Consider the following 26,451-nt stretch of genomic DNA (forward strand, 5'->3'; position numbering starts at 1 on the left):
AATGCACGGTTAATCGTAAACTCCGCTTCCAAAGGTTTCCTAGTGCTATCCACAGCCAATATCACCATGCAGTTCGGCGCCAAGCCGCTGTTCGAGAACATCTCCGTCAAGTTCGGCGACGGCAACCGTTACGGCCTGATCGGGGCGAACGGCTGCGGCAAGTCGACCTTCATGAAGATCCTTGGCGGCGACCTGGAGCCATCGGCCGGCAACGTCAGCCTCGACCCGGGCGAGCGCCTTGGTAAACTCCGCCAGGACCAGTTCGCCTACGAAGACATCCGCGTGCTGGACGTCGTCATGATGGGCCACACCGAGCTGTGGAACGCCATCTCGGAACGCGACGCCATCTATGCCAATCCGGAAGCGACCGACGACGACTACATGCGCGCCGCCGAGCTCGAAGGCAAGGTCGCCGAATACGACGGCTACTCGGCCGAAGCCCGCGCCGGCGAACTGCTGCTGGGCCTGGACATCGCGGGCGACCTGCACCAGGGCCCGATGAGCGCCGTGGCGCCTGGCTGGAAGCTTCGCGTGCTGCTGGCCCAAGCCCTGTTCTCGAATCCGGACATCCTGCTGCTGGACGAGCCGACCAACAACCTGGACATCAACACGATCCGCTGGCTGGAAGACATGCTCAACCAGCGCAATTCGACGATGATCATCATCTCGCACGATCGCCACTTCCTGAACCAGGTCTGCACCCACATCGCCGACATGGACTACGGCACCCTGAAGGTCTACCCGGGTTCCTACGACGACTACATGCTGGCGTCGACCCAGGCGCGCAACCAGCAACTGGCCAACAATGCCAAGGCCAAGGAAAAGGTCGCCGAACTGCAGGAATTCGTGCGCCGCTTCTCGGCCAACAAGTCCAAGGCGCGCCAGGCGACCTCGCGTGCCAAGCAGATCGACAAGATCAAGATCGAAGACTTCAAGCCATCCTCGCGCGCCTATCCGTTCGTGCGCTTCGAAGCCGAGAAGAAGCTGCACCGCCTGGCGGTGGAAACCGAGGGCTTGAGCAAGGCCTACGACCGCCCGCTGTTCAAGAATTTCTCGATCATGATCGAGGCCGGCGAGCGGGTCGCGATCATCGGCGCCAACGGCGCCGGCAAGACCACGCTGCTGCGCTGCATCGGCGGCAAGGACATCACCGGCCTGGACGCCGACCATGGCCGCACCAAGTGGGCCGAGAACGCGAACGTCGGCTACATGCCGCAGGATCCGACTGAGGAATTCCCGACCGACGCGGTGCTGACCGACTGGATGGGACGCTGGACCAAAGAGGGCGACGACGACCTGGCCGTGCGCTCGATCCTGGGGCGCCTGCTGTTCGGTGGCGACGAGGTCAAGAAGTCGGTCAAGGTGCTGTCCGGCGGCGAAAAGGGCCGCATGATGTATGGCAAGCTCATGCTGGGCCGCCACAACGTGATGCTGCTGGACGAGCCGACCAACCACATGGACATGGAATCGATCGAGTCGCTCAACATCGCTCTGGATAAATACGAAGGCACCCTGATCTTCGTGTCGCACGACCGCGAATTCGTGTCGTCGCTCGCCACGCGCGTGCTCGAAGTGAAGGAAAACGAAATCGTCGATTTCCGTGGCAGCTATGAAGATTACCTGAGCAGCCAGGGTATCGAGGCTTGAAGCCGATGCACTGCATCCGCGGGATGGGCTGAATCATTCCCTCCTGCGGATGCCTGACTGGCCGCCGTTCCCGGCCCGTTCCACGAGACCATGACCTCATGATTACCGTACCGATCAAGACCTATGAATACGACCACCCGCAAGGTGGCCTTTCCTGCACCTCGGAAGCGTGGGCGCGCACGCCCGCGACCCCGACCGCCAGCGAAAAAATCGAGCTCAAGGAGCGCATTCGCCGCTTGTTGAAGGAACGCGACGCGGTGCTTGTCGCTCACTATTACGTGGACGCCGACCTGCAGGACCTGGCCGAGGAAACCGGCGGCTGCGTCTCGGACTCGCTCGAGATGGCGCGCTTCGGCCGCGACCACCCGGCCAGGACCCTGGTGGTGGCCGGCGTGCGCTTCATGGGCGAATCGGCCAAGATCCTGAGCCCGGAAAAGACCATCCTGATGCCGGACCTGGACGCGACCTGCTCGCTGGATCTCGGCTGCCCGGCAGACGAATTCGCCGCCTTCTGCGACCAGCATCCGGACCGCACCGTGGTGGTGTACGCCAACACCAGCGCCGCCGTGAAGGCGCGCGCCGACTGGATGGTGACTTCCTCGATCGGCCTGGATATCGTGAAACACCTGCACGACCAGGGCAAGAAGATCCTGTGGGCGCCGGACCGCCACCTGGGCGCGTATATCCAGAAGCAGACCGGCGCCGACATGCTGCTGTGGCAGGGTTCCTGCCTGGTGCACGACGAATTCAAGGGCGTCGAGCTCGACCTGTTGAAGGCCGAGCATCCGGAAGCCAGGGTGCTGGTGCACCCCGAGTCGCCCGCCGCGGTCGTGGCCCAGGCCGACGTGGTCGGCTCGACCACCCAGCTGATCAACGCCGCGGTGAACTTGCCGGCGACCACCTTCATCGTCGCCACCGACAACGGCATCCTGCACAAGATGCGCCTGGCCGCCCCTGGCAAGCATTTCATCGAAGCGCCGACCGCCGGCAACAGCGCCACCTGCAAGAGCTGCGCGCATTGCCCATGGATGGCCATGAACGGCCTGAAGAACCTGGCGGAGGTGCTGGAATCCGGCGCCAACGAAGTGCATGTGGACCCGGAAATCGGTGTTCAAGCCAAGCGCGCGATCGACCGCATGCTCGATTTCGCGGCCGCGAAAAAAGCACAAGCCCTGCCGAGCGGTGCGCTCGAGCAGAACACCACTTTGTTCCAGGGAATTGGGCCCGCATGACGACCCTCCGTAACCAGCACGACCAGTTCGACGAGAAACTGCAATCCGCGTTTGAAGCCAATATCCTTGCTGCGCTGCTGGAAGACATCGGCAGCGGCGACCTGACCGGCCTGCTGGTGCCGAACGACACGCGCGTGCAGGCGCGTGTGATCGTGCGCGAAAACGCCGTGCTGTGCGGCGCGCCCTGGTTCGAGGCCGTGATGCTGGCGGTCGATCAAAGCATCGCCATCGACTGGAAGTATGCCGAGGGCGAGATGATGACGGCGGACTCTGTCGTCTGCACCATCGAAGCCAATCCGCGCTCGCTGCTGACAGCCGAACGCGCGGCGCTGAACTTCATGCAGCTGCTGTCGGGCGTGGCCACCGCCACCCGCAAGTACGTGGACGTGATCGAAGGCACCAAAGCTGCGATCCTCGATACCCGCAAGACACTGCCCGGCCTGCGCCAGGCCCAGAAGTATGCGGTGCGTGTCGGCGGCGGCAAGAACCAGCGCATGGCGCTCTACGACGGCATCCTGATCAAGGAAAACCACATTGCCGCGGCCGGCGGTGTGTCGAAGGCGCTGGCGGCGGCCGCCGCCCTGGGATCGAATGCACCGGTGCAGATCGAGGTCGAAACCATCGCCCAGCTTCAAGAGGCGCTGGCCGCCGGCGTCAAGTCGGTACTGCTGGATAACTTCGATCTGGCGATGATGCGTGAAGCGGTGGCGGTCAACGCCGGCCGCGCGCTGCTGGAAGCCTCGGGCGGCATCAACATGGACACGGTGCGCGCGATTGCGGAAACGGGTGTCGATCGCATTTCGATCGGCAGCCTGACCAAGGACGTGCGCGCCACCGATTACTCGCTGCGGATCGTGGGCTGATGATGGACTGGAGCAAACTGCGCCTCTCGACTGGCGCCCGGATCTTCTGGCTCATGTTCGGCCTCGTGCTGGGCGTGCCGACCCTGCTGGGCGGGCTCGCCAGCCACAACACGGCCGACCTGTGCTTCGGGATCGGCATGATCCTGGTGGGCGTGCGCGGCTTCCTGCGGCCGGTCATGTTCGGCAAGGCGCTGAGGATGGAACAGGACCCGCAGACCGCGCAAGTATCGATCGGCTCGCCGATGCTGCACGGCGGGCTGTCGATGGTGATCTTCATCGCGTTGACGGCGGGGATCGTGATCAAGTATGTGATCAAGGCTTGAAGCACGCTCGGGCTCGTCGGTAGATTCACAGCATCCCGCGCCCTGAAGACCGTCCTACGCGCCACTGGCGGGAAGTCATTTCCGCCAGTGGCGCGTAGTCATTTCCGCCAGTGGTGGAAATGACAGTTTTGAGGATGGCGGGGATTGAAGCACCAGCATTTCTCAGCCATCAGGCAAACCCTCACACCCCGCTCTCGCTCGCCCTCGCCAGCGCCTCCGCCTCGGGCGTGCGCACATGCACCGGTTTACCCGACTGCGCCGCAATCGCATCGATCGCCGCCATCACCTTGTCCGGGTGCGCATAATGCGTCATATGCCCCACGCCCGCTTCCAGCTCCAGCTGGCTGTTGGCCAGGTGCCCGTGCAGCCTTTCCGAGTTGTGCCCGCAATTGACGATCTTGTCCTGCGTCCCCGCGACGATTACCACCGGCACCTTCAGCTCGGCATAGCGCTTCGACAGCGACACCGCTGCCGGCACCATGAGCGCGCCTTCGGCGGCGCTGGCGCGCAGCTGCTTCGGGCGCAGCGCCATCCAGACCGGGAAGCGCTTGAAACGCTCGGCCACCGGCATCGGCGAAAACATTTTCTTGCTTGCGAGGGGCCACAGCAGGCGCGAGCCCAGGGGCGAGATGGTATAGCGCAGCAGGTCGCCCAGGACCGGAATCGCCGGCGGCGACGCGGCCACGGCATCAAGGCGCACGCTCGGATAGTAGTAACCCGACAGCAGCACCAGCCCGCGCACGGTGTCGGGCGATTGCAGGCCCATGGCGAGTGCCACCATGGTGCCCCAGGAATGGCCGGCGACGATGCTCGACTCGACGCCGAGCTGGGCCAGGGCCTTGTTCAGCAGTTCCGCCTGCTTGTCGGGCGTCCAGAGCGTGGTGCGGGGACGGTCGCTGTAGCCGAACCCCGGCCGGTCGAAGGCGATCACGCGGTAATGCTCCGCGGCGTGTTGAAACAGGCCGCTGGTGACGAAATCCTCGGCGTGGACGCCATTGCCATGCAGGAGCACGAGGGTCGGGCCGGCGCCGCGCTCGAGGTAATGAAGGCGTACGCCGTCGACCTCGATGAACTTGCCCTGCGGCGGATTATCCTGCTCGGCCTGCCGGGTCTTGGCGCGCACGTAGAGGAAGGAAGCGGCCAGGCCGATGCCGGTGAGAATGGCGCCGGTACTCAGGCCGGTCGGACGCGATGCGATGGAAGTAGTGCGGTAGCGCTTGGTCACAAGATCCCCCTGTTATTCGTTGATTGGTTGGGACTCCTCCGGCTCCTCCGCGTGGAGCAGGCCGGCAACGAGCGGCAGCAGCCGCTCGGCCGACTCTTCTATTTTATGTGCGATCAGGTCGTCCGCACGCGTGCGCCCGAGGTTGACGGCGGCAATCGGCTTTCCGGTCCCGGCCGCCATGCGGCAAAACCGGAAACCCGAATACACCATCAGCGACGAGCCGACCACGAGCAAGGCATCGGCCGCTTCCATGCTGGCCACGGCGCGGGCGGTCCGCGCTTGCGGGATACCATCGCCAAAGAATACGACATCCGGCGAAAGTGCGCCGCCGCAATGGACGCACCAGGGCAGGTGGAAATCTTCCAGGGCATCCGGCTCGATTGCGGCGTCCCCGTCCGGCAGGGGCGTGGCCAGGACGTTCGCCAGCTCGGGGTTGGCTTCATCGAGCATGGTCTGCACGAAAGCACGGGAGAAATCGGCCCGGCAATGCAGGCAGACGACGCCGTGGACGCTCCCGTGCAGCTCGAGTACCGACGGGCTGCCGGCGCGCTGGTGCAGCCCGTCGACGTTTTGTGTCAGCAGGGCGCTAAAACGGTCGTGCTGCTGGAGCCGGGCCAGCGCGCGGTGGCCGCTATTGGGGAAGGCCCGCGCCATGATCGGCCAGCCGACCATGCTGCGTGCCCAGTAGCGGCGCTGGACCTCGTTTGATCGCCGGAATTCCGGTCCCTGGATGGGCAGCCGCCCCCGTCGCACGCCGTCGCGGTCGCGGTAACCGGGAATGCCGGAGGCGGTCGACAGGCCGGCGCCGGTGAGTACCAGCGCGCGGGGATGCCGCTCCAGGAACTGGGCGAGTTCCCCGGCGGCATCCTGCAGGGATGAACCTTCTGCCATCTTGCTTTCCTCCTTGTCAGGCTGCGATCCTAGCATCCAGGACCGGGGTGCCGGAACACGATTGCGCGATCGAACACGCGCCGGATCAGCGCGCCGAAACGAAGATGCCGCCCACGATCAGGCCGAAGGCCAGCACATGGTAGAGGTGCGGCGCCTCGCCCAGGAAGCTTGAAGAAAACAGCGCCGTGAACAGCGGCGTGAGGTTGATGAAGAAGGCGGCGATGCTCGGCCCCGCGCGCTGCACGCCCGCGCCCCAGCAGCGCATCGCCAGGATGGCCGGGCCGATCGCGACATACAGCAGGGCCGCAAGCAGCGGCCAGCTCCAGGCGATCTGGACACCCTGCAGCGCCCATTCGCCGCCACTAAGCGCGGCCGACCACAGCACGCCATAGGCGACCTGGGCCAGCAGGAAGGCGGCCCAGTCGGCGCGCAGGCCTGGTGCGTCCTTCTGCTGCATCAGCATCCAGCTGTAGAAGGACCAGGCGATCGTGGCCAGGATCATGTACAGGTCGCCCGTCACCAGCCGCAGCTGCAGGAGCTGGTGCACGTCGCCGCGGCACAGCACCACCAGTACCCCGGCAATCGACAGCACGGCACCCACCACCTGCTTGCGCTTGACCGGCATGCCGTAGAAGAAGCGGCCGACCAGCAGCATCCAGACCGGGATCCCGGAGGCAACCAGGGTCACGTTGATCGGCGTTGAGCTCTGCAGCGCCAGGTATTGCAGCGAGTTGTACAGCCCCACGCCCAGCAGGCCGAGCACCGCATAGCGCCGCCAGTTGGCCAGCACGCCGCTGCCCGGCTGGAAAGCCGCGCGGCCGAGCGGCAGCAGCACCGCCAGCGCGATGGTCCAGCGGATCAGGTTGAGCGTCATCGGCGGCACCGCGTCGCGCACCAGGCGCCCGACGATGGCATTGCCCGCCCACAGCACCGGCGGGACGGTGAGCAGCAGGATGGTCGATGGGGTGAGGGCGGGGCGGTTCATGGCGGGCAGCCGATCCGCGCAGGGACCGGCGTGAGAAACTTAGCGGCGTTCCGGCGTCAGCACGCTCGGCAGCGCCTTCGGCAGCGTGTCCGGGAAGTCGCGCGAATAATGCAGGCCGCGGCTTTCGTGGCGCGACAAGGCGCTGTTGACGATCAGGGAGGCCACTTCGACCAGGTTGCGCAGCTCCAGCAGGTCGTGGGTGATACGGAAGTTGCGGTAATACTCGTCGATCTCTTCCTTGAGCAGCTTGATGCGATGCTGGGCGCGTTCGAGGCGCTTGGTGGTGCGCACGATGCCGACGTAATTCCACATGAAGCGGCGCAGCTCGTCCCAATTGTGGGCGATGACGACTTCTTCGTCCGCATTCGTGACGCGGCTTTCGTCCCACGGCGGCAGCGCCGGGCTCTCACTGGGGGGCGCAGCCGCGATCTGGTGCGCGCAGGCGCGCCCGATCACCACGCATTCCAGCAGCGAATTGCTGGCCAGGCGGTTGGCGCCGTGCAGGCCGGTGCAGGCGGTTTCGCCCACCGCATACAAGCCCGGGATGTCGGTGCGGCCCGCCAGGTCGGTCACGATGCCGCCGCAGGTGAAGTGCACCGCCGGCACCACGGGAATCGGCTGCTTCGTGATGTCGATGCCCAGCTCCAGGCAGCGCGCGTAAATGGTCGGGAAGTGCTCCATCAGGAATTCCGGACTCTGGTGGCTGATGTCCAGGTGGACGTAGTCGAGCCCGCGCTTTTTCATCTCGAAGTCGATCGCGCGCGCGACCACGTCGCGCGGGGCCAGCTCGCCGCGCTCGTCATGGGCCGGCATGAAGCGCGTGCCGGCCGCGCTGCCAGCTTCCGGCGGCAGCTTGAGCAGGCCACCTTCGCCGCGGATCGCTTCCGTGATCAGGAAGGACTTGGCGTACGGGTGGTACAGGCAGGTCGGGTGGAACTGGATGAATTCCATGTTCGACACGCGGCAGCCGGCGCGCCAGGCCATGGCGATGCCGTCGCCGGTGGCGGTGTCGGGATTGGTCGTGTACAGGTAGACCTTGCCGGCGCCGCCGGTGGCCAGCACGGTGTGCTCGGCTTCGAAGGTGAGCACGTCGCCGCTTTGTTCGTCCTGGACGTACAGGCCATAGCAGCGCGGTTGCCCCACCAGGTGCGGCGCTCCACCGTGCACGCCCTTGCCGGTCAGCTTGTCCGAGGTGATGACGTCGATCGCGCAGTGGTGCTCGAACAGGGTGATGTTCGGGTGCGCGCGCACCTTTTGCTCCAGCGTGACCTGCACCGCGTGGCCGGTGGCGTCTGCCGCGTGGATGATGCGGCGCTGGCTGTGGCCGCCCTCGCGGGTCAGGTGGAAGCCCATCTCGGCTGAGGCGTCGCGCGTGAAAGGCACGCCCTGCTCGATCAGCCACTCGATCGCGGCGCGGCCGTTTTCGACGATGTAGCGGGTCGCCGCTTCCTCGCACAGGCCGGCGCCGGCGATCAGGGTGTCGGCGATGTGCTGGTCATGGCTGTCGCTTGAATCGAGCACCGCGGCGATGCCGCCCTGGGCCCAGTTGCTGGCCCCATCGAGCAGCGCGCGCTTGGAGATGATCGCAACGCTGCGCGTCTGCGCAAGGTGCAGGGCCACCGACAGGCCGGCCAGCCCGCTGCCGACAATAGCGACGTCAAATTTCATGGAGGAGTGAGTTTTTATACGGAGGCGTCACTATAGACGATTTGGCCATTCCGCGCCGGGCTGCGGCCGCAGGGACAGGGCCGGCTCAGTGTACGTCGGCGCACCGATGGACCCTGGCCGCGGCGCTACTATCGGGTTTTCATTCCTATTCCAGAGGACTGCCATGCCAGCAAATACCACCCCTGCGCACGCCGCCGCCCTGTCCGACAAGATCGGCTCGATGCGCTTCGCCATGTTCACCACGCGCGACCAGAACGGCCACCTGATCAGCCAGCCGATGACCAACCAGCAGGTCGATTCCGAAGGCGCCCTATGGTTCTTCACCCGCACCACGACCGAGCTGTGGGATAACATCGCCCATGAGCCGGAGGTCAATATCAGCTTCGCCAATACCGACGACAGCAACTACGTGTCGGTGAGCGGCAGGGCCGAGCGGGTGGTGGATCGCGTGAAGATCAAGGCGCTGTGGAATCCGATGGTGCAGGCCTGGTTCCCGGCCGGCCCGGAGGACGAGCATGTGGTCCTGGTGCGCGTGCTGCCGCATGCTGCCGAATACTGGGATTCGAACGACAGCAAGATGGTGCGCCTGTTCGCCATGGCCAAGGCTGCGGTGACCGGCTCGACGCCGGACATGGACTCGGACCACGGCAGCATCCGCATGTAAGTGCAGGCGCCCCGGCTGCCCGGGCTTGCCCCGGCCCGCCGTGGTCGCGTAAAGTGGCTGCTTCATCCCCGGGAGCAGACCATGGCGCGAGCAGGACGAGGCAGGGCAGGCGCATGACGCCGCTGGAAATCGCGGCGAATGCCTTTACCGCCGTGGCGATCGTGCTCGCCGGGCGCAACAGCGTCCATACCTGGTGGACCGGCATCATCGGCTGTACTTTATTTGGCTTGCTGTTCGCGCAAAGCCGGCTGTATGCGGACGTGGTGCTGCAGGTGTTCTTTGTCGCGACCAGCCTGCTCGGCTGGTGGCGCTGGATCCGCGGCGCCGCAGGCACCCCGCTGCCGGTCACCCATGCCGGCGCCAGGACCCTGCTGTGGATGATCCCGGCCGGCTTTGCTGCCACCGCCTGCTATGGCGCGCTGCTGCACTTCCATACCAATGCCTACGCGCCTTTCGTGGATTCGGCGGTGCTGGTGTTCAGCGTGATCGCCCAGCTCCTGATGATGGGACGACGGATCGAGAACTGGCCGGTGTGGCTGGTGGTGAACACGATCGCGGTGCCGCTTTATTTCAGCCGTGGGCTCTACCTGACCGCGGTGCTGTACGCCTTCTTCTGGGTCAATGCCATCGTCTCGTGGATCTGGTGGCGCAAGCTGGCCGCGCTCGACGCGCACAAGGCGGCGCTTGCGGCGCGCGAACTCGCGCCAACGGCCTAGCGCGGCGGCAAATCGCCCGCATCCTGGTTGCCGCCGGTCTCCGGCGTACCCAGGCCGGTGCCGGTCTTGCTGGCCTGGTCCGGGCGGGTGTCCTGGGGCCCGCGCGCGGTATGGGTCATGGCACTGCCCGGCGCTTCGTGTTCCGGCCGCGCCTGCGTGGCCTCGCCATCGGGCGCATTGGTGGTGTCGCCCACCTGGTTGCGGGTCAAGCCGTCGCCGCCGTTGCCGCCGGTTTCCTGCTGGGTTTCGTGGCTTGGCGTTGCGCCTTGCTGGCCGCTGGTGGCGTCGCCGACGCCCAGGGTCGTGGACGGGTCGTCCTGTGGGGTGTGTTCGCTCATCTCGGCCTCCATTGCATCATGAACGCCGATTATGCACCTGCCTGGGGCCGCGCCGCATCGGCTGGCGGAGCGCGCCGATGTAGGACGGGCGCGCACACCAGGCTGCCTATTGGTAGCGCCCGTACACCGCCGCCTTGCCGCCGTCTTTCACCAACAGCACCTCGTACGGCTCCTTGCGCGGGCCTTCCATGCCGGGAGAGCCCATCGGCATGGCCGGCACGGCCAGGCCACGCGCCTTCGGTTTTTCGCTTAACAAGCGCTTGATGTCGGCGGCCGGGACGTGGCCCTCGATCGCATAACCGTTCACGCGTCCGGTGTGGCAGGAGCCGTATTGCGCCGGAATGCCGAATTTCTCGCGGTAGTCCGACGGGTTGGCGACGTCCCTGGCCTTGACGGTGAAGCCATTGGCCTCGAGATGCCTGACCCATTCCTTGCAGCAGCCGCAGGTGGCGGTTTTATAGACCTTGATCACTGGTTGCGCGGCGCCGGCAGCGAGCGGAAAGGCGAGCGTGGCGGCAAGGGCGGCCTTGGTAGAAAAACGCAGGGGCATGATGGCTCCAAAGTAGCGGGGACGAGCCGGTATTATGCCGCAGCCTTGATTGCCGTGTCAGGCTTGCGCGAACCCTTGGTAGGCTTGCAGGTCGGTGCTATACTGTATAAAAACACAGTAGATTCAAGCAACCATGCCTACGTTTATTCCGCTCGACCTCGATCCACCCGCTGAAGATTCTCCCGAGCGTGCCGCCGCGAGCGCCCGCGGCGGGGTCTTCCGTGGCGTGGCCGACGAGCCGGTGACCGACGCGAAAACCGATGTCGAACTGGCGCGCGAATACATCGGCCACGGCGAATTGAGCCCGAAATCCATCGCCAATACGCAGAAAGAGCTGTACCGCTTCCTGACCTGGTGCCGCGAAGAGGCGCGCAAGACCTTCCGGCAGCTCAGCGTGGCCGACCTGAACGCCTACAAGGAATTCATCCGCAACCCGCCCTCGGCGTGGACCAGCACCACCAAATGGCCGCGCAATGATCCGCGCTACCGCCCGTTCTCCGGGCCGCTGTCCGACGCCAGCCGGCGCCAGGCCATGATTGCCGTCAAGGGCCTGCTCGGCTATGCGGAGCAGACCGGTTACCTGCGGCGCAACCCGGCCAGGATGGTGCGCAACGTGCGGGCGTCGAATGCCAGCCGCATCACGCGCTACCTGACGACCCAGGCGATTGCGTACGCGCTCGATGCCGTCACCAGCCGCGTGGCCGAGACGCCGGCGGCGATCCGCCAGCGCGAGCGCGACCGCTTCCTGCTGGTGGCGTTTGCCCAGACCGGCGCGCGCCTGAACGAGATCGCCGGCGCCAGCATGGGCGCCATCTACAGCGAAGGCGACAAGCGCTGGTGGCTCGACGTGATGGGCAAGGGCGCCAAGCCGCGCCGCCTGCCGGTGCCGCCGGCGATGCTGGCGGCCTTCCGTGACTACCGCCGGGCGTTCGGGATGCTGCCGCAGGCCAGTCGCGCCGACCGCACGCCGCTGGTGCTGTCGAGCCGGCGCGAGAAACCGGTGCGCATCACCGACGAAGCGGCGTCCGAAGCGCTCAAGGCGGTGTTCATGGCCGGCGCCGATCGTGCGGCAGCGCTGGGCGACGCCGACAGCGCGGCATCGCTGCGCCAGGCATCGACGCACTGGCTGCGTCACAGCATGCTCACCAACCACGCCAACAGCGGGGTGCAGCTCAAGACCCTGCAGGACACGGCCGGCCACGCCAACATCGCCACCACGGCGGCCTACCTGCACAAGACCGACCACGAGCGCCACGACGAAATCGTGGGCAAGGGGCCGGGCCTGGCGGAGTAGGGCGGCAGCTGGCTGGCTGCCCGCGATCAGATCGGCAGCTCGGATTCGCCGCCGGCCGAACTGCCGAAATCCTGCAGGTCGTCGAGCGACAGGCGGCGCTCGTTCAGGGCCTGCACGATGGACTTGAGCTGGTCCGCATCCGGATGGAGGTAGACGATCCGCTGTTCCAGTTCGTTGTCCCAGTATTTCGTATAGGGGACGTCGGTTTCCGACATGACTTTGGCATCGAAGCTGCCGTCCATCATTTCACCGACCAGGATGACCTTGGCGGTGTCGGGGGTGGTGTTCTTGACGGTCGTGCCCATGCTCATCCTTTCGAGTGATCAGTTCGCATCGGCACATTCTTACCCACCTGCCCAGGCCGCGCAAACGGCTGGCATTCAGCCGTGCGCGCTTATGCAGCTTGCACTCAGCGAGCAGCCTGCGGCGCAGGACCCCGGATGCAAACGGGCTTGCCGACCACGTAGCGCAAGCCGCCCGGATAGCGCGGGTCGCCGGGAGGAAGGGCGACCCGCTTGCCCGGACCGCATAGTTCGGCGTGGGCCGCATCGCTGGTGGGGTCGAACATGGACTCGATCGGATGGCCGGGAAGGCCGTATGTCGCCACGGTGAACTTGTGGATCGCACCATCGCGATGCAGCACCCGCTCGATGAAGATCTCCGGCTCCGGCGCATACAGGCTTGGGATCAGGCGCAGCACCGCCCGCGCGGCCGGACTGAACTCGATATACACGTAGCTGCGCGCGTGCTTCATCGCGCCCGCCTGCACCAGCAGCATGGCCGCCAGCAGCATCACACGCCAGCGCGGAACGCGCTGCATCCAGCTCAAGGCCAGGTAGAGCAGCGGCATGCCGCCCCAGAAGGCATAGCGCATCATGCCGTTGGCGCCCGAATTCCAGTTGATGGTGGACAGCGACGGCAGGGCCAGCGCGGCGCTGAACAGGATCGCGGCGAACGCATGCGGCAGCCAGCGGCGGGCGCCTTTCTCAAACAGCTGCACCGCCACCATGGCCAGCACCACCGGGAAGCCGAGCATCAGGCCCTGGTTCAGGTCGAAGTAGAACGACAGCAGCCGCGCGCCGGTAATCAGGTCCTGATCGGTCGACATCGCCGCGATCTGGCTCGGCATGCCGAAGACTGCCTGGTTGTACAGGAAGGGCGCGAGCGCCATCGCGGCCATCATGGTCGATGCCAGTACCGTATGGCGGTCGACCACCCTGCGGATGGCCGCGCTTGCCGGCAGGCGCTCGTGGGCGTACAGGTAGCAGATGCGGATCAGGGGCGCGAACACCGAGAAGAACACCAGCGGCGGATTCTGCATGGCCCCCATGCCGGCCAGCAGCGCGCCGACGTAGGGACGCCCGAGCAGGACATACAGCAGGCCGGCAAGCAGGCAGCAGCCGGTGAAGAATTCGGTGCTGGCCCAGTTCGCGTACAGCACGCCGCCCGAGAGCAGGAAGAACACGATGGCGAAGATCGTCCGGCTGCTTGACCTGGTCATCCGGAACATCGCCACCGCCAGGATGACCAGCGCAGCGAGGTTCACGATCTGGAAGGCCTTGAACGGCTGGCCGCCCGTCGCCGCGATGATCTTGAAAGGTAGCGCCGCCAGCGCGGAATAGGCGAAGAAATGGATCGCGTAATAGCCGCCGTCCTGGCCGCGCACGATGCCGGGATAGGGCATGGATTCGCCGCGCTGCATACCGGTGCGCAGCTGTCGGTGCAGGGCGACGAAGCCGGGCTCGGGCGAGAGCCGCTCCGCCATGTCGAGGTCGGCCAGCCGGATGTCCGGGCTGGCGTGATTGGCCAGCGCGATCGTCATCAGGGCGTATTCCTGGAAGTCGCCGTCCTTGGCAGGGCGGTACAGCAGCAAAGTAGCAAGCGAGAGCAGGAAGACGAAGACGGCGAGGCGGCCGCCTGGGTGGGCTGGGAATCGAGGCTTCATGTAACGGCATCGCGGGGCCGAAGGTGAATGGCGCGTGGCATCGCCACAGCCCGTCGCCGACCCCGCATCACATCCTTCTGGCGATAAGGGAAACGGTCGGGATTCTAGCTGGCTATCCCGGCAATGGGAATGCACCGCTGCAGTATTATCCCGAATGGATAGGCGAGGGCGCCTGATGCCGGGACGTGCTCAATGTAGTGCGCGCCTGCCGGCATGCTGTGCCTGGAAGTGAATGAAAGCGCGGTTGCCGAAGACCTGCCTGAGCTGGCGGCCCTGCCGAAGCGCTTGCGCAAGCTGGGACTGTCCTTTTCGCCCGACGATTTCGGCACCGGCTATTCGTCGCAGGCCAAGCTCAAGCGCCCGAAGTCTGGGGTGTGGCGGGTGCCCCCTGATGGTGCCGTGCTGCCGTCATGTCTGATAAATCGTTGCGGATGGCAGCTTGGCGGGACGGCCAGTATCCAGCTTTCCTACCTGATAGTTCACTCGACATTAGCATATATAATGTCGAGTTCGTTTCGTGGAATGCGTGCGCCTTCATCGTGCAGGGCGCCCTTGGGTATGATGTCGCCTCGCGACCTGTCCAGGTCGCTTGGTGTCATGGAAGATCAGAACACATGCGGATCGAAGTTGTATCTGCCGGCGCCTCCGCCGGCCATAACGAAGACTGGGCTGGACATTTCCATTCCGATGGCATCACCGACCTCGTCATCATCGACGGCGGGACCTCGGTCGCCGACCGGGACTATGTCGCGCCGGGCACGGGCGACGTGGTCTGGTTCGTCAGCCATTTCGCCGCCGCGCTGGGACGCTGTATCGACGCCGGCCTCAGCCAGCACGCAGCGGTGCACGCAGCCATTGATACGACGTACCGTGCGTATCGTGAGCAAGCCGCCGGTCTCGATGTGCCGCCATACGCCTGGCCAATCGCGGCGCTGACCTGGACCCGCATCACGCCCACGGATACTGGCTACCGTGCGCAGCTGTACTGTCTGGGCGACTGCAAGACCCTGATGCAAGATCCGGACGGCGGCGTGGTCGACCTCGACCCGTTCATCAATCCCCAGGAAGGCGTCCTGCGCGCCGAAATCGCCAGGCTGCGCGCCGAAGGCATCGTTGACGGCCCGGAGCGCCATGTACGATTGCTGCCGATCCTGCGCGCACGCCGCGAATTCCAGAACACGGTCGCGGGGCCGGCAGCCCTGTGCCTGCGACCGAATGGCGCCTTCCAGGCGCGCACGGTCGAAGCGGACCTGGCGCCTGGCTCGGTGGTACTCGGCATGACCGACGGCTTCTACCGGCTGGTCGACACCTACGCGCTGCACACGCCGGAATCGCTCGCTGCGCTCTGCACCGAAGGCGGACTGCAGCCGGCGCTCGACGAGCTGCGCAGCTTCGAAGCGAATGCGCAGGCACAGGCCGCGGCGGCGGACTCGGTAAAGCGTGCGGACGACGCGTCGGCGATCCTGTGGCAGGCGGGGCTGTCGTCGTGAGTGCGCCGGCGCGGCAGCGATGAAGCAGGTCGCGCAGCGCAACGCTTTGCGCAGCGTGCTCGCCGGCCCATCGCGCGGCCTCAGGGCTGCTTGTTTCCTTGGTCAAGCCCTGTAGGCGGCAGCCTGCAAGCCAGGGTGGGCCGGTGGCATCGATACGCATAGCGCAGTTAACATAATATAGATTATGCGTACATTGAAATGCAGGACGCTCCCTTGACTACCTGACGCGTCCGTCTGCATATAGTTAGAACTCAAATGCGCATAAAGTCGGACCTGGAGCGCTCCGACGTACAGCTTATGGCATCGAAGTGCTTTTCATCGAGATTCGCCAATCTGGATCGGTGTCATGGCCATTGCGTCGAGAAATCGATCCCGGCTCCATGTATCGGATTTACGTCAGAAACACGTGAGTCGGCCAGGATACCGTCCCGCTCTAGGCGGGCACGCATGGCGCTCCTGTTCTCAAACGCCAGCATGTTGTCGAGAACATAAACGAACTCGCCTAGTTGGCGTTCAAACGCCGTGCACGTGCTCTGCATCATTGCAGGACCCGCCACCGCGGACGACTCCCTGGTCACCGAATTGCGACAGATGCTCCTTGACCTCGGCGGGCGCCCTCCTCCGCGGAGACAGGCTTCAGCCGACACCTGTTTGCGAGCCCGATGCAATTTTCCTGCAGCAGCGGCTTTCGAACGCGGAAAAGCTCTTGGCGGAATCAAAAGTGGCAGCATCGCAGTTCGATGCGCGAAACCGGGTGCTGCAAGTTAAAACCGAACAGGCGCGGGAGCAAGTTGAGATCCGGCGCGCGAGCGGCGCCGCCATGCACGACCAGCTGACGAATCTGACGCCCGATCGACGATGCGCGGCAGTTCGCATTGCTGGCCACCGATGGAGCACGGCGTGAAACACGTGCATGGAAGAAGCGCTGCCTCGCCGCGGAGGGATCGGTCCTTCGTCTGCCCGACGAAGAGGCAAAGCGCCTTGTGACGCCAAGGTAGCAGGATTCGGCCGCTCAGCTATGCAACGTCGCGGGTGACGCGAGTACTTCCAACGGCGGGGATGTGAAAATGTCGATGGAATACGCAGGGTGGCGCGACGTAAATCCTGCAATGCGGCATGTCGAAGCGGTGGATCCATATTCCCGGCTTGCCTTACGCCGCCAATGGCGGAGTCTCAAGCGAGCGCGCAAGGGAACGGAAAGGGGCAAGGGCGCGAGTGGTGGCTTGGGAAGTTCAATTAAACCGCGCTTCACTCAGCGGCGTTTGGCCCGCGCAGCCGGTGGCCGACATCCATTACCTCGCCAATGGCATAGAAGTGTCCACCGGCGACGTAGTGCAAGCTACGCAACGCCGGATCAGCCGTCTCAAAGTTCCAGTGTCCATTCGAGAAGACCCGCGTGTCCGACCATGCGCCCTCGATTTCGGCGATAAACAGGTCATAGGCCTTCTCGTTGTGCGGTTCGTGTATGACCCGGCAGGCCAGCCACGCGGAACATCCGCGCACGAACGGCAGCTCCTGGCCTGCGATGTCAAACAGCTCAACGCCACTGCGCACCAGCTTGCCGGGCTCGCGCGCAAGGGTGCAATGTCCCACTTGGTAGGTCAGGTCAAGCTGCGCGACAGTCGGCACTTGGATCACGAAGCGTCCGCTACGCTCGACGAGTTCGCGGGTTTTGGCGATCTTGTCAAGCACGACGGTGAGCTTGGGCGGCGCATAGTCGAGCGCACAGGCCCAGGCTGCGGCCATGACATTGTCTAGGCCGCCATGCCGCGCGGACACCAGAACGGTCGGTCCGTGGTTGAGCAGGCGGTAGGCTTTATCCAGCGGCACCGGCGCAATGTTTTTGTCCATATATCGTTCCTCGTTGGAAAGTGCTCCACTCCATAGACTACATAGCAACGTGTCGTATCGGTCCGATGCCTTTAAATTACCGGATCGGCCGCCACGATATGCGTGCCCGGTTGCCGACTAATCGCGCCCGCCAGCAAAGGCCGGGCAACATGCTGTACCGGCTTGCGACGCCAAGGCGCGGGCGGCAGCGCCCTCCGCCACCTTCAGTCCCGCCACCAGCAGACGTTCGGACGGCCGACTTCCTCGCGCGCACCAGCGATGATGCCAGACCCTACCAGGGCAGGAAAAAAATTCTTCGTCAGCCAGGTAACGCTTCAACCCGGCCTCGACCCGGTGTAGAAAAAGCGCGAATCGGTGGTACCTGCCTGCCAGTGCCATCGTCGCCAGGGCAAGAATGTAAGCTGTTGACCTTGCAATTTAATTGGAAGCTCGAATATGGCAAGCCAATGGCTCCTGAACGCAGCAAATTCACGCTGCAACAGGAACCGTTCAATCAAGACGGTTCAGTTTTATTTGCAGTACGCATGAAATCAACGAAGGCACGCAGCTTTCCGGGCATGTGCTCGCGATGCGGGTAATAGAGATGAAAAGCGTCGTCCAGTGCCCAGTGCTGCTTCAGTATGTGCCGCAGCATCCCGCCAGCTAGCTCTTGCTTCGCAAAATCTTCCAGAATGAATGCAATGCCGTGGCCTTGTATTGCAGCGTCCATCACGGATCGCATTTCGTCAAAAATAAAGCGCCCTTGAACATCGATTTGAACCATTTGCCCACGATCTTCGAACTCCCAGTCATATAATCTGCCCCCAACGCAATAGCGCTGGCGTAAGCAGTTGTGCTTGAGCAGTTCAGCCATCGTTTGTGGTTCATTGCGCTCGCGGAAGTAATCCGGTGCCGCCACCACAATTCTTTTTTGTACTTTTCCCAGCTGTACAGAGATCATGTCATTTTGCAGTTTCCTCCCCATACGGATGCCGATATCAAAACCCGCACTGACTATATCGATCAGTTGATTATTGAGTGATATCTCGACATTGATCAGCGGGAATTGTTCCAGGAACGACGCTATGTGCGGCTCGATCAAGATACGGTAGGCAACGTAGGATGAACTGACGTATTCCTTGGCCTTGCCGCAGCAGTCCGCGATGGTGTCAGGGCCGGGACCCTGGTCGAGCTACCGATGCAGCCGCGTCTGGACCTGAAGGCGCGTTTTGCCTACGTCACCCTGGCTGGACGGACCGAGGCGCCGGTCATGTCAGTGTTTCGGCGGTTTGCAGCGCAACGGCTGCGGGACTGACCCAGGCGGCAGAAGGCCAGCGACCGGGCATGCCCGCGAGGAGCGGCAGACAGCCGCGCGCATGATCCGCATCGCTACCACCGGTGCCGTCAACAGCAGGAAGCCGACAATCGTCACCGCATGGATCACCAAGCGCGCCTGTGACACGGTGAAATACAACATCGAGGCGGGCGGACGATTGCCGTAGCGGAGCAGGACAAGATTGCTATGCAGAATCGCTTACACCCGCTCGATGACCATTGCAATACCCTGCCCCACCCCGATACACATGGTGCACAGGGCATACCGGCCTCCTGTGCGGTGTAATTGGTACATGGCCGTGGTCACCAGCCTGGCGCCACTCATGCCCAGGGGGTGGCCAAGGGCGATGCCGCCGCCGTAGGGGTTGACCCTGGGATCGTCGTCGGCAATGCCAAGTTCACGCAACACGGCCAGCGCCTGCGATGCAAACGCTTCGTTGAGCTCGATGATGTCGATCTGGTCGAGCGTCATCCCGAGCTGTTTCATCAGCTTCTTTGTTGCCGGCGCCGGGCCGATGCCCATGACCCGCGGCGGCACGCCCGCAGTGGCCATGCCGACGATACGGGCTCGCGGGATCAGACCGTATTGATCGAGCGCTTGCGCGCTTGCCAGGAGCAGCGCACAGGCGCCGTCGTTCACGCCCGAAGCGTTGCCGGCCGTGACGCTGCCTCCCGGATGGACGACGCCCTTCAGTTTGGCCAGCGCTTCCATGCTGGTTGCTCGCGGGTGTTCGTCCTGCACAAAGGCGATGTGATCGGCCGCCCCCGCTGCGCGGCGGCTCTGCGGAATCAGCACCGGCACGATTTCATCGGCATACAGGCCCTCTTGCTGCGCGCGCGCCGTTTTCTGCTGGCTGGCCAGGGCAAAGCGGTCCTGGTCTTCGCGCGATACCTCGTAATCCACGGCAACGTTCTCCGCCGTCTCCGGCATCGAGTCGGTGCCGTACAGGTGCTTCATCTGCCTGTTCGGAAAACGCCAGCCGATCGTGGTGTCGTACATCGCCGCCTGGCGCGAGAATGCGCTTTCCGCCTTGCCCATCACGAAGGGCGCACGCGTCATCGATTCGACGCCTCCGGCGATCATCAGCTGGGTTTCACCAGACTTGATGGCGCGGGCGGCAATGCCGATCGCGTCCATGCCGGAGCCGCACAGGCGATTCACGGTCGTGCCCGCCACCTCGGGCGGCAGGCCCGCCAGGAGCGACGACATATGCGCCACGTTGCGGTTGTCTTCGCCGGCCTGGTTGGCGCAACCGAAAATGACGTCGTCGATCGCGCTCCAGTCGACGCCGGGATTGCGCTTCATGAGTTCGCGCAGTGGCAGCGCGCCGAGGTCGTCGGCCCGCATGTCCTTCAGGGCGCCGCCGTAACGGCCCACCGGCGTGCGAATCGCGTCGACAATATAAGCTTCATTCATGGCGATCTTCTCCATTCAGGTGGGCTAACAAGGGCGCGTCAGTGACGGCCTGCAGTTCGCCAAACGTCAATCCCGGCGCCATCTCCCGCACGAGCAGGCCGCCCGGCGTGACATCTAGAACGGCCAGGTCTGTGTAGACGCGGGTAACGCAGGCCACACCGGTCAGCGGGTAGGTGCATTCACGGACGATCTTGCTCTCGCCAGTCTTGGTCTGGTGGTCGGTCATCACGAACACTTTTTTCGCGCCCAGCGCCAGGTCCATGGCGCCGCCGACCGCAGGGATGGCATCGGGCGCACCGGTATGCCAGTTGGCCAGGTCGCCCTGTTCCGACACCTGGAAAGCGCCAAGCACGCAGATATCGAGGTGGCCGCCGCGCATCATTGCGAAAGAGTCGGCGTGGTGGAAGTAGGCGCCGCCGGTAAGCAGCGTGACTGGCTGCTTGCCGGCGTTGATGAGGTCTTCGTCCTCTTCACCCGGCGTGGGGGCCGGCCCCATGCCAAGCAGGCCGTTCTCGCTGTGCAGGAACACCTCGCGGTCGGCGGGCAGGAAGTTGGCCACCCTGGTCGGCAGGCCGATGCCCAGGTTCACGTAAGCGCCTTCAAAAATATCTTGCGCGACGCGCTCGGCGATTTGATCACGGCTGAATTTATTCATAGGGCGGTTCATGCGGCCTCCTCAACAACGCGCTGGACGAAAATGCCGGGTGTGACGATGACTTCGGGGTCGAGTTCGCCGAGCGGGACGATGCTGGCGACCTGCGCAATCGTAGTCTTCGCCGCCATGGCCATGATCGGGCCGAAGTTGCGCGCCGTCTTGCGGTACACGAGGTTGCCCCAGCGGTCGCCGCGCAGGGCCTTGATCAAGGCGAAGTCGGCATGGATCGGCGACTCGAGCACATAATGGCGGCCATCGATCAGGCGCGTTTCCTTGCCTTCTGCCAGTTGCGTGCCGTAGCCGGTCGGCGTGAAGAATCCGCCAATGCCGGCGCCGGCTGCGCGGATGCGCTCGGCCAGGTTGCCCTGCGGGCTGAGCTCGAGTTCAATTTCCCCTGCCCGATAGAGGGCGTCGAAATGATGCGAGTCGGCCTGGCGCGGAAATGAGCAGATGATCTTGCGCACGCGCTTGGCCTTGAGCAGTGCCGCCAGGCCCGTTTCGCCATTGCCTGCGTTGTTGTTCACGATCGTCAGCTCGCGCGCTCCGTGCTCGATGAGTGCGTCGATCAGGCTCGAGGGCATGCCCGCGTTGCCGAAACCGCCGATCATGACAGTGGCGCCGTCATGCACGTCGGCGACGGCTTGCGCCAGCGTGTCATATGTCTTGTCAATCATGTTATTGCCCTCCTCGCACGGCCGCGCCGCGCATCTTTGAAAAAAATTGTGATGCCAATGTTTGCTGTCAGGAACCGAGACCTCAGAAGCTGTGGCGCAGGCCGACCATGACGCCGTTCTGCGTCATGCCGGGGCCTGCCGTGCCGCCAACGTCCAGTGCCACCGCCGAGCTGCCGTCGTTGTCCATGCGTCCGACCGATGCATGCATGGCAGTGCGTTTGGACAGCGCATAGGTAAGGCGGGCGACCAGCAGGGTCGCATCCGAACTGGAGTCCCTGATGTCGCGCCGCGCGACCTGGGCATCGATGGTCAGGGCTCCGATCGGATGGCTGGCGCCGGCGTAATACAGGATCGATTCGGCCTGCCCCGTCGCGGCATTCGTGTCGCGGTTCATCAGGCCTGCGCCGAGTTTGGTCGCCCCCAGCATCACGTAAGCGTTGACCGTGGTCCGCACATCTGTGTTGCCGCTGCTGGTAAGCCCTCCTCCCGCACCGGTGCTGCCGTGCATTCGGTCATACGAAGCGTTGATGCCCCATGCCTTGCTTTCATAGCCGGCCAGTGCCGTGTACTGCCGGCAGGCTTTCGAGTCGCCGGACACCTCGCCGGCGCAATTGGTTGCGGCCGGTCCACCGGCTGCTGCTGCGTCGCGACCGAAGCTATAGGTTGCGCCCACGACGATGCCGTCGAAGCTGCCCATGTAGCCGATTGCATTGTCGCTGCGGGCGTTCGGGATGTAGGGAGCGATACTGCTGGTGGAGAACAGGTTCGGCCCCATCACGTCGGCCTTCATGAATGCGACAAAGGTCATGTTCACCTGCCGTCCAAGGGTCAGGGTGCCCCAGGCGCCCCTTAACCCGACATTGGCCGCGCGTCCGAACAGGCGCCCGCCCTGCCCAGCCGTGCCGGTGTCCGGACCGAAGCCGTTCTCGAGCACAAAGAATGCCTGCAGCCCGTTCCCGAGCTCCTCCGTCCCCTTGAAACCGATGCGCGACGGCACCGAGCCCGTCAGCGAAGGCAATCTGGTGACCGAATTGCCTGCCGCGTCGGCATTGGCGATATGGGCGACGCCGGTGTCGACGATGCCATATACCTGCACCGCCGTCTGGGCCATGGCTGTGGTGGCGATCATGCCGAGTGCCAGTAGAACCGCATTGCGAAGGAAATTCATTACGTCTCCGTCGATTATTGTTTGCTGAAGGCCGGTTCGGCCACGCGCCGCACGGCGTTATCGTTGGCGGCCGTTGCCGAGCGCTCATGCCTGATCAGCGATACCGCGACGGTGGCAATGACGGCAGGTATGGCAATGGCCAGGAAGTTATGCTGAAGCGGCAGCGCCATGCCGACCAGGGTGCCGATGACGATGGGCGCGAGGATGGCGCCGCTGCGACCGACACCCGAGGCCCAGCCGATGCCGGTCGACCGTATCGCACTCGGATAGAACTGGCCTGCGTACGCATAGGTGACGATCTGGGTGCCGATGGTCGATGCACCAGCCAGCCCGACCAGGAGGAACAGTACCGGGGTCGATACCGGGTAGCCGAGGAGCGAGATCGATACCGCGGCCAGGGCATACATCGCCACCAGCACATACTTGATGTGGAAGCGGTCGGCAAGCCAGCCGCCACCGACGGCGCCAATCACGGCGCCGAAGTTCAGCACCAGGACAAAAGTCAGTGCCGAGCCGAGGCTGTAGCCGGCGCCGGCCATCAGCTTGGTCAGCCACGAGCTCAATGCGTAGACCATGAACAGGCACATGAAAAAGGCGACCCAGAACATGACCGTGCTGAACGCCCTGCCTTCGTGGAAAAGCTTGCCCACCGGTGCGCCCGATGCGCGGTCGACCGCCGGCAGTTCGTAGCTGTCCCCTGGCTGGACCCGGTAGCCTGGCTCGAGCCGCTGCAGGACCATCTTCAACTCGTCGAGACGGCCCTTCCTGACCAGGAAGGGCATCGATTCAGGCATGGATTTGAGCACGAAAGGGATCAGCAGCACCGGCACGCCGGCCGCCAGGAACACGGACTGCCAGCCGTACTGCTCGATCAGGCCCTTGCCCAGGATCGCGGCGAGCATGCCGCCCACGGCGTAACCGCTGAACATCAGCGTGACCATCGTGGCGCGGATCTTGCGCGGCGAGTATTCGGTCATTTGCGCGACCACGTTCGGCATTACGCCGCCAATTCCCAGCCCGGCCAGGAAGCGCAGCGCGCTGAACACGTACGGGTCGCCGGCGAAACCGGCGGCGGCCGTGAAGACGCTGAAGAGCGCGATACAGATGACGATGGCCCAGCGCCGGCCGATGCGGTCCGCAAGGGTGCCCAGCGTGATCGCCCCGAACATCATGCCAAAGAGCGCCGAGCTGACCATAAAGCCGGCGTTCTGGGCCGTCACGCCCATGTCCTTCATGATCGACGGAACGGCGATACCGGCCACGGCCAGGTCGTAGCCGTCGCAAATGATGATGATGGCGCACCACAGGAGTAGCGAGCCGTGGAAGCGGTTGAATGTCGCTTCGTCGGCGATTTTGTGGATGTCGATATGTCGCATGATACGTGTCTCCGTTATCGTTAAAGTTATGGTGCGAACCCGGGTTTACTTCGTTTTCTACTACTGTTTGTGCTGCCCTTTCGTCACGCGTGCGTGCAGAATCCAGTAGGCGATCATCCCGATCACGATGCCCCAGAATGCCGAGCCAAGGCTCAGGAAGCTCATGCCGGACGCGGTTGCAAGGAAGGTAATGACGGACGCTTCGCGATGGTTCTCAGCGACCACGATGCCGACCAGGTTCGCCATAATCGGCCCGAGCAGCGCCAGGCCGGCCAGGGTGACGACCACTTCCTTTGGCAGCGCCGCGAACAACATCACGATCGAGCCGCCGCAGAGGCCCGCCAGCAGGTAGAACACGCCGTTGGCGATGCCGGCCACGTAGCGCCGGCGCGGGTCTTCGTGCGCGTCCGGGCCGGTGCACATGGCGGCGGTGATGGCGGCGATCGCGACCGTGATGCCTCCCGTGAACGCCACAGCCAGCGACACCACGCTGTTGACGGTCATGATCGGGCGCACATTGGCCGCGTAGCCCGACGTGTGGAGCACCGCCATGCCCGGCAGGTACTGGCCGGTGAGCGTCACGAGTACGAGCGGCAAGGCCAGGCTGAAGGTGGAGGACCACGACCAGGCGGGCGCGATAAACCGGGGCGCTACGAGCTGCAGTTCGATGCCGGAAAAGTTGGTGGCGTCGAGCAGAAGGGCGAGCACCACGCCGGTTGCCAGCAGCAGCATCACGCTGTAGCGCGGCGCCCGGCGGCGGAAGACCAAGTAGGCGAAGATCATGCCGAAGGCGAGCAGCGGCAGCGATCCGGTGGAGCGGAAGGCATTCAGGCCGAACGGCAGCAGGATGCCTGCCATCATGCCGCTGGCGACGCCCTTTGGTACATGGGCCATGAGGCGGTCGAAGGAGCCCGACAGGCCGATGACCAGCAGGATGGCTGCCGCCGTCAGGTAGGCGCCGATCGCCTCGTTCAGCGAGAGCCCCGGGAACAGCGTAATCAGCAAGGCGGTGCCGGGCGCGGACCAGGCGGTGATCACGGGCGCACGCAGCATCCAGCTCAGGACAATGCCGGAAACGGCGGCGCCGATCGAGATGCCCCAGACCCAGGAGGCAAATGCCGCGCTGTCGACCTCGGCGGCCTGCGCCGCCTGGTAGAAGATCGCCAGCGGTCCGGTGAACGACACCAGCACTGCGAGGAAGCCCGCCGTGACGCCGGAGGCCGACCAGTCGGACCAGGACCGGTCGGGGGCTGCCTGCAGGACGGCCGCCTCCAGGCCGACAGCTCCGGCTTGCGTTGCCGCTTCGGCCTGCCTGCGATGACGGGACTGCTGCATGCGTGCCTCCAGTGTCGATGATGCCTGCGGCCGGCTTCAAGCCAGCAGGAATGTAAGGACGGCGTCGGTGAACCGGTCCGGCGCTTCGATGTTCGACAGGTGGGAGGCGGGCAGCACCGTGACAGTCGAGCCTTCGATTGCGCTGGAAAGCTGCTGTGCATCAGCGACGGTCGTGACCGGGTCGAAGCCTCCCGCAATGACCAGCACAGGCGCCGTAATGCGCTGCACCGCTTCGTTCAGGTCGGCCGCCGCCAGCGCGTCGCAGCAGGCGGCGTAAGCTTCCGGGTCGAGGCCACGCACGGTCTTCTGCATCGTGCCCACGACGACTGGCTGGCGCGCAACGAATTCGGGGGTGAACCAGCGCCCAGGCGAACCGGCGGCAATCTCCAGCATGCCGTTGGCGCGCACGGCATTGGCCCTTGTTCGCCAGCCGTCCGGTGTGCCGATGCGCGCGGCGGTATTGGCCAGCACCAGTTTGTGCAGGCGCCGTGGCGCATGGACGCCCAGCCACTGGCCGATAAGGCCGCCCATCGACAGGCCCGCGAAGTGCGCGCGGTCGATGTCAAGATGGTCGAGCAGTGCCAGCACGTCCGTGCTGAGCAGTTCGATTGTGTACGAACCGGGCGCGGCGCCGGTGTTGGCGACCGAAGCGCCATGCCCGCGGGTGTCGTAGCGGACCACGTGGAAGCGCCTTGCGAGGACCGCGGCCTGCGCGTCCCACATTGACAGATCCGTTCCGAGCGAGTTCGACAGCACGACCGTGGGCCGTGTACGCTCGCCATCGCAGCGATAGTGCAAGGGGGCGCCGTTGAGGGGAATGGTCGCCATGT

The 26,451-nt window shown here is 64.6% G+C and carries 28 protein-coding genes; 10 read left to right on the forward strand and 18 right to left on the reverse strand.

Annotated elements, in window-relative coordinates:
• Positions 1-42 precede the first annotated feature (42 nt).
• The 4 genes from AC56K1_RS04250 to AC56K1_RS04265 all read left to right on the forward strand — a co-directional run bounded on the left by AC56K1_RS04250 (position 43) and on the right by AC56K1_RS04265 (position 4,065).
• Positions 43-1,647: an ABC-F family ATPase gene (locus AC56K1_RS04250; RefSeq protein WP_497156586.1), complete on the forward strand. Its 1,605-nt coding sequence runs from the start codon at positions 43-45 to the stop codon at positions 1,645-1,647.
• A gap of 101 nt (positions 1,648-1,748) precedes the next feature.
• Entirely contained in the window at positions 1,749-2,879 is a 1,131-nt protein-coding gene (nadA, locus tag AC56K1_RS04255) for a quinolinate synthase NadA (RefSeq protein WP_497156637.1), read from the forward strand.
• Positions 2,876-3,742, forward strand: coding sequence for a carboxylating nicotinate-nucleotide diphosphorylase (nadC, locus tag AC56K1_RS04260; RefSeq protein ID WP_497156587.1), 867 nt, complete (start codon positions 2,876-2,878; stop codon positions 3,740-3,742). Before nadA ends, nadC begins: the two co-directional genes overlap by 4 nt.
• On the forward strand, positions 3,742-4,065 hold the full coding sequence (locus AC56K1_RS04265; protein WP_497156588.1) for a hypothetical protein: 324 nt from the start codon (positions 3,742-3,744) through the stop codon (positions 4,063-4,065). Before nadC ends, AC56K1_RS04265 begins: the two co-directional genes overlap by 1 nt.
• A 181-nt stretch (positions 4,066-4,246) precedes the next feature.
• Here the strand turns inward: AC56K1_RS04265 and AC56K1_RS04270 are convergent, their stop codons facing one another.
• The 4 genes from AC56K1_RS04270 to nadB form a co-directional block, all read right to left on the reverse strand.
• Positions 4,247-5,290, reverse strand: a complete 1,044-nt coding sequence (locus AC56K1_RS04270) for an alpha/beta fold hydrolase (RefSeq protein ID WP_497156589.1) — start codon at positions 5,288-5,290, stop codon at positions 4,247-4,249.
• A gap of 12 nt (positions 5,291-5,302) precedes the next feature.
• Positions 5,303-6,181 carry an NAD-dependent protein deacetylase gene (locus AC56K1_RS04275; protein ID WP_497156590.1) on the reverse strand — a complete coding sequence of 293 codons (879 nt, stop codon included), beginning with the start codon at positions 6,179-6,181 and terminating at the stop codon, positions 5,303-5,305.
• A gap of 85 nt (positions 6,182-6,266) precedes the next feature.
• Positions 6,267-7,166 carry a DMT family transporter gene (locus AC56K1_RS04280; RefSeq protein ID WP_497156591.1) on the reverse strand — a complete coding sequence of 300 codons (900 nt, stop codon included), beginning with the start codon at positions 7,164-7,166 and terminating at the stop codon, positions 6,267-6,269.
• Between the two features lie 39 nt (positions 7,167-7,205).
• Positions 7,206-8,834: an L-aspartate oxidase gene (gene nadB / locus AC56K1_RS04285; RefSeq protein ID WP_497156592.1), complete on the reverse strand. Its 1,629-nt coding sequence runs from the start codon at positions 8,832-8,834 to the stop codon at positions 7,206-7,208.
• Between the two features lie 163 nt (positions 8,835-8,997).
• On the opposite strand from nadB, the gene AC56K1_RS04290 reads away from it, so the two are divergent.
• Positions 8,998-9,498: a pyridoxamine 5'-phosphate oxidase family protein gene (locus AC56K1_RS04290; RefSeq protein ID WP_497156593.1), complete on the forward strand. Its 501-nt coding sequence runs from the start codon at positions 8,998-9,000 to the stop codon at positions 9,496-9,498.
• A gap of 113 nt (positions 9,499-9,611) precedes the next feature.
• Positions 9,612-10,214 carry a nicotinamide riboside transporter PnuC gene (gene pnuC / locus AC56K1_RS04295; protein ID WP_497156594.1) on the forward strand — a complete coding sequence of 201 codons (603 nt, stop codon included), beginning with the start codon at positions 9,612-9,614 and terminating at the stop codon, positions 10,212-10,214.
• Here the strand turns inward: pnuC and AC56K1_RS04300 are convergent.
• A complete protein-coding gene (locus AC56K1_RS04300; protein WP_497156595.1) occupies positions 10,211-10,552 on the reverse strand; it encodes a hypothetical protein in 342 nt (113 codons plus the stop codon). The genes pnuC and AC56K1_RS04300 overlap by 4 nt on opposite strands.
• 106 nt (positions 10,553-10,658) lie before the next feature.
• Positions 10,659-11,102 carry a DUF411 domain-containing protein gene (locus tag AC56K1_RS04305; protein WP_497156596.1) on the reverse strand — a complete coding sequence of 148 codons (444 nt, stop codon included), beginning with the start codon at positions 11,100-11,102 and terminating at the stop codon, positions 10,659-10,661.
• A gap of 133 nt (positions 11,103-11,235) precedes the next feature.
• Here AC56K1_RS04305 and AC56K1_RS04310 point away from each other — a divergent pair, with 133 nt between their 5' ends.
• Entirely contained in the window at positions 11,236-12,396 is a 1,161-nt protein-coding gene (locus tag AC56K1_RS04310; protein WP_497156597.1) for a tyrosine-type recombinase/integrase, read from the forward strand.
• A gap of 26 nt (positions 12,397-12,422) precedes the next feature.
• Here the strand turns inward: AC56K1_RS04310 and AC56K1_RS04315 are convergent, their stop codons facing one another.
• Positions 12,423-12,701, reverse strand: coding sequence for a hypothetical protein (locus AC56K1_RS04315; protein WP_489872743.1), 279 nt, complete (start codon positions 12,699-12,701; stop codon positions 12,423-12,425).
• A gap of 104 nt (positions 12,702-12,805) precedes the next feature.
• Positions 12,806-14,341, reverse strand: coding sequence for a hypothetical protein (locus AC56K1_RS04320; protein WP_497156598.1), 1,536 nt, complete (start codon positions 14,339-14,341; stop codon positions 12,806-12,808).
• Between the two features lie 614 nt (positions 14,342-14,955).
• Between AC56K1_RS04320 and AC56K1_RS04325 the strand changes: the two genes are divergently transcribed.
• Complete coding sequence (locus AC56K1_RS04325) at positions 14,956-15,831, forward strand: hypothetical protein (protein ID WP_497156599.1); 876 nt, start codon at positions 14,956-14,958, stop codon at positions 15,829-15,831.
• 598 nt (positions 15,832-16,429) lie between these two features.
• Entirely contained in the window at positions 16,430-16,735 is a 306-nt protein-coding gene (locus AC56K1_RS04330) for a hypothetical protein (protein WP_497156600.1), read from the forward strand.
• A 344-nt stretch (positions 16,736-17,079) separates the two neighbouring features.
• Here the strand turns inward: AC56K1_RS04330 and AC56K1_RS04335 are convergent, their stop codons facing one another.
• From AC56K1_RS04335 to AC56K1_RS04345, 3 genes are all read right to left on the reverse strand, one after another.
• Positions 17,080-17,682, reverse strand: coding sequence for a flavin reductase family protein (locus AC56K1_RS04335; RefSeq protein WP_497156601.1), 603 nt, complete (start codon positions 17,680-17,682; stop codon positions 17,080-17,082).
• A 493-nt stretch (positions 17,683-18,175) separates the two neighbouring features.
• Positions 18,176-18,763: a LysR substrate-binding domain-containing protein gene (locus AC56K1_RS04340; protein ID WP_497156602.1), complete on the reverse strand. Its 588-nt coding sequence runs from the start codon at positions 18,761-18,763 to the stop codon at positions 18,176-18,178.
• Positions 18,764-18,934: 171 nt separating this feature from the next.
• Positions 18,935-19,093 carry a hypothetical protein gene (locus AC56K1_RS04345; RefSeq protein WP_497156638.1) on the reverse strand — a complete coding sequence of 53 codons (159 nt, stop codon included), beginning with the start codon at positions 19,091-19,093 and terminating at the stop codon, positions 18,935-18,937.
• Between AC56K1_RS04345 and AC56K1_RS04350 the strand changes: the two genes are divergently transcribed.
• Positions 19,038-19,163: a hypothetical protein gene (locus tag AC56K1_RS04350; RefSeq protein ID WP_497156642.1), complete on the forward strand. Its 126-nt coding sequence runs from the start codon at positions 19,038-19,040 to the stop codon at positions 19,161-19,163. The genes AC56K1_RS04345 and AC56K1_RS04350 overlap by 56 nt on opposite strands.
• A 32-nt stretch (positions 19,164-19,195) precedes the next feature.
• Here AC56K1_RS04350 and pcaF read toward each other — a convergent pair whose 3' ends face one another.
• The 7 genes from pcaF to pcaD form a co-directional block, all read right to left on the reverse strand.
• Entirely contained in the window at positions 19,196-20,413 is a 1,218-nt protein-coding gene (pcaF, locus tag AC56K1_RS04355) for a 3-oxoadipyl-CoA thiolase (RefSeq protein ID WP_497156603.1), read from the reverse strand.
• A complete protein-coding gene (locus tag AC56K1_RS04360) occupies positions 20,406-21,068 on the reverse strand; it encodes a CoA transferase subunit B (RefSeq protein ID WP_497156639.1) in 663 nt (220 codons plus the stop codon). Before AC56K1_RS04360 ends, pcaF begins: the two co-directional genes overlap by 8 nt.
• Before the next feature lie 8 nt (positions 21,069-21,076).
• On the reverse strand, positions 21,077-21,742 hold the full coding sequence (locus tag AC56K1_RS04365) for a 3-oxoacid CoA-transferase subunit A (protein WP_497156604.1): 666 nt from the start codon (positions 21,740-21,742) through the stop codon (positions 21,077-21,079).
• A gap of 82 nt (positions 21,743-21,824) precedes the next feature.
• Positions 21,825-22,910, reverse strand: coding sequence for a porin (locus AC56K1_RS04370; RefSeq protein ID WP_497156605.1), 1,086 nt, complete (start codon positions 22,908-22,910; stop codon positions 21,825-21,827).
• A 14-nt stretch (positions 22,911-22,924) separates the two neighbouring features.
• Complete coding sequence (locus tag AC56K1_RS04375) at positions 22,925-24,286, reverse strand: MFS transporter (RefSeq protein WP_497156606.1); 1,362 nt, start codon at positions 24,284-24,286, stop codon at positions 22,925-22,927.
• Positions 24,287-24,346: 60 nt separating this feature from the next.
• A complete protein-coding gene (locus AC56K1_RS04380) occupies positions 24,347-25,621 on the reverse strand; it encodes a benzoate/H(+) symporter BenE family transporter (RefSeq protein ID WP_497156607.1) in 1,275 nt (424 codons plus the stop codon).
• 36 nt (positions 25,622-25,657) lie between these two features.
• Positions 25,658-26,449 (reverse strand): 3-oxoadipate enol-lactonase, encoded by a 792-nt coding sequence (pcaD, locus tag AC56K1_RS04385; protein WP_497156608.1) that lies wholly within the window; start codon positions 26,447-26,449, stop codon positions 25,658-25,660.
• Positions 26,450-26,451 lie beyond the last annotated feature (2 nt).

The sequence above is a fragment of the Telluria sp. ZB4P37 genome (assembly GCF_059685855.1).

Coding starts and splice junctions, on each gene's coding strand:
- nadC (WP_497156587.1), top strand. CDS start 2,876: ATGACGACCCTCCGTAACCAGCACGACCAGTTCGACGAGAAACTGCAA.
- AC56K1_RS04265 (WP_497156588.1), top strand. CDS start 3,742: ATGATGGACTGGAGCAAACTGCGCCTCTCGACTGGCGCCCGGATCTTC.
- AC56K1_RS04275 (WP_497156590.1), bottom strand. CDS start 6,181: ATGGCAGAAGGTTCATCCCTGCAGGATGCCGCCGGGGAACTCGCCCAG.
- AC56K1_RS04280 (WP_497156591.1), bottom strand. CDS start 7,166: ATGAACCGCCCCGCCCTCACCCCATCGACCATCCTGCTGCTCACCGTC.
- nadB (WP_497156592.1), bottom strand. CDS start 8,834: ATGAAATTTGACGTCGCTATTGTCGGCAGCGGGCTGGCCGGCCTGTCG.
- AC56K1_RS04290 (WP_497156593.1), top strand. CDS start 8,998: ATGCCAGCAAATACCACCCCTGCGCACGCCGCCGCCCTGTCCGACAAG.
- pnuC (WP_497156594.1), top strand. CDS start 9,612: ATGACGCCGCTGGAAATCGCGGCGAATGCCTTTACCGCCGTGGCGATC.
- AC56K1_RS04300 (WP_497156595.1), bottom strand. CDS start 10,552: ATGAGCGAACACACCCCACAGGACGACCCGTCCACGACCCTGGGCGTC.
- AC56K1_RS04305 (WP_497156596.1), bottom strand. CDS start 11,102: ATGCCCCTGCGTTTTTCTACCAAGGCCGCCCTTGCCGCCACGCTCGCC.
- AC56K1_RS04310 (WP_497156597.1), top strand. CDS start 11,236: ATGCCTACGTTTATTCCGCTCGACCTCGATCCACCCGCTGAAGATTCT.
- AC56K1_RS04315 (WP_489872743.1), bottom strand. CDS start 12,701: ATGGGCACGACCGTCAAGAACACCACCCCCGACACCGCCAAGGTCATC.
- AC56K1_RS04320 (WP_497156598.1), bottom strand. CDS start 14,341: ATGAAGCCTCGATTCCCAGCCCACCCAGGCGGCCGCCTCGCCGTCTTC.
- AC56K1_RS04325 (WP_497156599.1), top strand. CDS start 14,956: ATGCGGATCGAAGTTGTATCTGCCGGCGCCTCCGCCGGCCATAACGAA.
- AC56K1_RS04335 (WP_497156601.1), bottom strand. CDS start 17,682: ATGGACAAAAACATTGCGCCGGTGCCGCTGGATAAAGCCTACCGCCTG.
- AC56K1_RS04350 (WP_497156642.1), top strand. CDS start 19,038: ATGATCCGCATCGCTACCACCGGTGCCGTCAACAGCAGGAAGCCGACA.
- pcaF (WP_497156603.1), bottom strand. CDS start 20,413: ATGAATGAAGCTTATATTGTCGACGCGATTCGCACGCCGGTGGGCCGT.
- AC56K1_RS04360 (WP_497156639.1), bottom strand. CDS start 21,068: ATGAATAAATTCAGCCGTGATCAAATCGCCGAGCGCGTCGCGCAAGAT.
- AC56K1_RS04365 (WP_497156604.1), bottom strand. CDS start 21,742: ATGATTGACAAGACATATGACACGCTGGCGCAAGCCGTCGCCGACGTG.
- AC56K1_RS04370 (WP_497156605.1), bottom strand. CDS start 22,910: ATGAATTTCCTTCGCAATGCGGTTCTACTGGCACTCGGCATGATCGCC.
- AC56K1_RS04375 (WP_497156606.1), bottom strand. CDS start 24,286: ATGCGACATATCGACATCCACAAAATCGCCGACGAAGCGACATTCAAC.
- AC56K1_RS04380 (WP_497156607.1), bottom strand. CDS start 25,621: ATGCAGCAGTCCCGTCATCGCAGGCAGGCCGAAGCGGCAACGCAAGCC.
- pcaD (WP_497156608.1), bottom strand. CDS start 26,449: ATGGCGACCATTCCCCTCAACGGCGCCCCCTTGCACTATCGCTGCGAT.